This window comes from Xanthomarina sp., from assembly GCF_035306705.1.
Classification (GTDB): domain Bacteria; phylum Bacteroidota; class Bacteroidia; order Flavobacteriales; family Flavobacteriaceae; genus Xanthomarina.
The window spans coordinates 1-2,421 of the sequence record NZ_DATGNO010000116.1 but is presented as its reverse complement, the minus strand read 5'-3'; the positions used below and the strand labels follow the sequence as shown (position 1 = coordinate 2,421).

Sequence of the window (2,421 nt, the reverse complement as noted above, 5' to 3'; positions counted from 1 at the left end):
ATCAAATTGTTAAGCAAATAATCAATTATTAACAAATAAAAATGAGATATGAAAAAAAATAATTTAATATGTGTATTAATAGGGTGTGTTATGACAATAAACCCTTTATTTTCTCAAACTTTTTCAGAAGTAGAGAAACCGAGTGCATCTAATAATCCTTGGTCTATTGAGATGTTACTCAGAACAAAAAATAATGGAGGTGTTAATTGGAATACACCTTCATTAAGAGGTCGTTATTTTTTAAGTAACAAATGGAATTTACGTTTACAAGTTGGACTTGGAGATGGTTCAGGGAAACCGATATCTGAAAAACATCATTGTTATGAAAAAGCAGATGGTAGTGGAGAAGTCGGAACAGTAACCTTTAAACGTACAAGTTTTAACTTACAATTGGGCACAGAATATCACTTTTTGGGCACTAGTAAGTTAGATCCTTATGCTATGGTTGGATTAAATTTGGGATATGGGAGAGAAAAAAAAGACTTCAATCATGCACTAGCATATAATATGCCTGACGGAATAGTGTATGGCTATGACAAAAATATCTCACAGAGGTCAACTAGTTTATATAGCGTAATTGGGTTTGATTTAGGTCTAGGAGTTGATTTTTATTTTGTAGAGAATGTTTATATAGGGTTGGAGTGTGGATTTAGCAACTCTAATTTTAAATATAAAGATGTCACAAAGTATACAACTATAGAAAATCAAGACCCTTCAGAATTAGAAAGTGTTACTCCTGGTTTTAAAGAATCATTTTTAGGTACAAAAGCTGAATTGAGATTGGGTTGGAGGTTTTAACTGAACTAAAGGTAAAAAACTTTACAGCTTATAACAGCAAATAAGCACAAGCGGCAAACGTTCATACGTGTTAGCCGCCTTTGCCTATTTGCCAACCGTTATGAGCGATTACGAAAATTACCTGTAACGGTTAAGCAACCAGCTTTTGGAAGGTGTTTATGAATGAAAACCGATAAGCAGAAATAATTGTAAAAGTAAAAAAGCTTATTTGACCTTTTAAATAAAGCCGAGAAGGCAAATTGTTTAATTTAAATTTTAAGTGAAATGAAAAAGCTATTTTTAATAAAAGTGTTTGTTTTTCTAGTTTATGTATGCACTATTGGTCAATCAATTTTACCTGATAGTATTTATATTTATGATGAAAATAAGCAGAAAGATTGGTATTATATACAAAAAGATGTTATTAACATTAACTTAACAGACAATAGCGTCTTAAATATAAACTTACCTGAATATGTTGATACTATGTATAGTTATGACAATTCATATTCTATTTTTAACACTATTTGTTTTTCAAATGAATCTACAGAAATGGAACGTTTAAACTTTATCAATTCTGTAATAAATCTACAGAACTTTAACTCTATTGCCTTAGAAATAAGTAGAGAGCAAGAAACATATGACAAATATCTACACTATCCTACTGACGATTTAATAATGGTTACATTTAAGAACCCTATGCTATCAAATTCAGAAATCGCAAGTTTTGCTCAGAGATATAATTTAACATTAGTCTATACGCCTAGTTCTAATCTACCAACAGAGGTGAGTTGGACATATGTTTTTCAAAATAAAAAACCTCGGAGTATTGAATATTCATCTATATATTTATCAAATTTAATTAATGAAATTGAATTAGATTTGGTTGAATTGGCTGAACCTAATACATATTCTGTAAAACCATATTCTTGTGATGTCCCAATTGATGAATTAAGCGACTCTCCTGACAATAATAATTATACTTGGTACATTCAAAATGATGGAGGAGATATTTATAATGGAGATATTGGGATACCAGATGCAGATGCAGATATTTGTGAATGTTGGGAGGAAGGATTAACCGGAAACGGTATAAAAATAGGAATTATAGACTTTGGTGGATTTGAAGCAAATCATCCAGATTTCATAGGGGCAGATATACCATTTATATTCGATGCAACAACCAAACAAAAACACTTAGGTGGAAGTTTTTATTATACTAATGATTCCACAACATGGTCACATGCCATGCTTGTAGCTGGTACAATAATTTCACAGCCGAATAACATTAATAATCAAAACGGATATAGCATAGGATTCGCACATAATGCCACATTTTATCCTTACTTATGTGGTAATAAATTAATAACTGGACAATCAAATAATCATATTTTAAATGCAATACATCAAGCGATAGAAGATGAAGTTGACGTATTAAACATGAGTTTTGGTCTTGGCACACCTGGGACATTATCTGGCCAACTAGCCAATGCAATTGCTATAGGTCGTCCAAACCCCAATAATCCAAATAAAAAAAGAGGAATGGTTGTTGTCGCCGCTATAGGCAATGATGACATGCAACATGGCACGGGACAAGGAAGTAGTGCTATTTTCCCTGCTAATAAATCTTACACTTTAGGGGTT

The 2,421-nt window shown here is 31.7% G+C and carries 2 protein-coding genes; both read left to right on the top strand.

Annotated elements, in window-relative coordinates; all coding sequences use genetic code 11:
• Positions 1-48 precede the first annotated feature (48 nt).
• On the top strand, positions 49-798 hold the full coding sequence (locus VKY47_RS09915; protein ID WP_324312443.1) for a hypothetical protein: 750 nt from the start codon (positions 49-51) through the stop codon (positions 796-798).
• 264 nt (positions 799-1,062) lie between these two features.
• The coding region (locus VKY47_RS09910; RefSeq protein ID WP_324312441.1) for a S8 family peptidase at positions 1,063-2,421 on the top strand (1,359 nt) is incomplete at its 3' end.

Bases quoted from the DNA above. Each gene is read 5' to 3' on its own strand.
- VKY47_RS09915 (WP_324312443.1), top strand. From the start codon at position 49: ATGAAAAAAAATAATTTAATATGTGTATTAATAGGGTGTGTTATGACA.